A 1,934-nucleotide genomic window follows, 5' to 3' on the forward strand; every position below is an offset into this window, starting at 1 on the left:
TTTTTTTGTCTGGCGTGCCCAGAAGCACGCATCTTCTAGCCGGTGAAAGTCCGGTCGCGGGAGGGGCCAAGCCCCCGCGTAGCTAGGATACCTGCGTACGGCGAAATCTGTGCGTAGAAGCGTATCGACGAAAGTACCTGTCGGAGACAGGGCGAGCGAAATACCAGGCCGTAACATGAAGTGAATCCTGCCGCGTCGTCAAAAAGGCCTCGCAAGAGGGACAAGAGGAAGCCGAGTCCCGCATACATGGACGAAGGCCAGTGAAACTGCTCTGAACTTGGAACGGCAGTGAAGAATCCTCCGGCGTAGAGGGAGCGGCATGGTATGAAAGAGGATGTAGTGAACTGGGGAGGCCCTCCCCTGCACGAGAAAAAAAAACTCGTAGCGAGGCGCTCTATAAGCTGAAAAAAAAGGTGAAGTGAGATGTCTGCAGGAAGGGAGTCCGAGGGGCTCGTAGTACCAAGGAACCGTAGGACAACATAACCTGCGGGAGGGAAGGAGCTCTGCTTTGTTCACGTTTCTTAAGGAGGTACGAGTCAGTGAATGCCAATCGGCTAACAACACCAAAGGAAAACGTTCAACAACTCCAAGAGAAACTAGGTCATGCGGCCAAGGAAAACAAGAAACGCAGATTCCACGCTTTGTATGACAAGGTCTACCGAATGGACATTTTGTGGGAAGCATGGCGCAGGGTGCGAGCCAATAAAGGCTCGGCGGGCGTCGACGGTGAGACGCTGACGGACATCGAGAAGCAAGGCGAATACCTCTTCTTGCTTGAATGCCAACGGCTTTTAAAAGAGGGGCGCTACCACCCACAGCCTGTTCGGCGGTATTACATCCCGAAGAAAGATGGGAAGCAAAGACCGCTTGGTATTCCGACCATTCGAGATCGCGTCATACAAATGGCAACAAAACTAGTCATGGAACCGATCTTTGAAGCCGATTTTCAGGAATCCTCATTTGGATTCCGTCCGAAGAGAAGTGCGAAGGGAGCGCTGGACCGGATCCGGAAGGCATGCAATCGCAAGGGAAATTGGGTGATCGACGTCGACATCCAAGGCTACTTCGACAACATCAATCAAGAGAAGCTTATGAAACTGGTTGAAATGCGAATCAGTGACAGACGAATGTTGAAGCTGGTTCGGAAGTGGTTACAAGCGGGAGTGATGGAAGAAGGGACGGTAAGGCGCTCAGATTTGGGAACACCGCAAGGCGGGGTAATATCTCCGCTGCTTGCGAACATTTACCTCAATTACTTCGACATTCTGTGGGAACGACATGGGAGCGGTCACGGAGAACTAACGCGTTATGCGGATGACTTCGTGGTTGTATGCAAAACGAAGAAAGACGCAGACCGATCGTACGAACTTATTCGTGCGATTATGGATCGTCTCGAACTCACCTTGCATCCAACCAAAACGCGCATCGTCGGACTGTGGACAGGAGAAGAAGGCTTCGACTTTCTCGGTATGCATCATCGCAAGACGAAAGCAGAAACCTCCAAAGGAAAAGTGTATTACACCACTCAGCAATGGCTGACTCGGAAAGCAGAAGAACGCATTCGGGAAGTCGTAAAAGACCGTCTGGCACCGCCGGGTATGCGGCACAAGTCGTTACTTGAACAGGTCAATTGGTTAAATCCCAAGATACAAGGCTGGCGGAATTATTACTACACCGCCCACAGTCAGCGGAAGATGGCAAAGCTGGATTGGTACATTCTTCAGAGGCTTGCGAGATGGTACGCGAAGAAGCGGCAACGCGCACGATGGATGAGTTCTGTGCGCGAGGTTAAATTCATGGCTAGACAACATGGACTCAAAACGCTCTTGTAATCTGCATGCACATGAATGACGAACATCGGAAAGCCGTATGAGGGAAAACCTCACGTACGGTTTGATGAGGAGGGGCTGAAATTTTCAGCCCTTTACTCTAGC

The 1,934-nt window shown here is 51.2% G+C and carries 1 protein-coding gene; it reads left to right on the plus strand.

Annotated elements, in window-relative coordinates:
• Positions 1-539: 539 nt before the first annotated feature.
• On the plus strand, positions 540-1,832 hold the full coding sequence (ltrA, locus tag JJQ72_RS20180; RefSeq protein WP_208204783.1) for a group II intron reverse transcriptase/maturase: 1,293 nt from the start codon (positions 540-542) through the stop codon (positions 1,830-1,832).
• Positions 1,833-1,934 lie beyond the last annotated feature (102 nt).

The organism is Paenibacillus sp. F411, assembly GCF_017582705.1.
GTDB classification, from domain to species: Bacteria; Bacillota; Bacilli; order Paenibacillales; family Paenibacillaceae; genus Paenibacillus_AQ; species Paenibacillus_AQ algicola.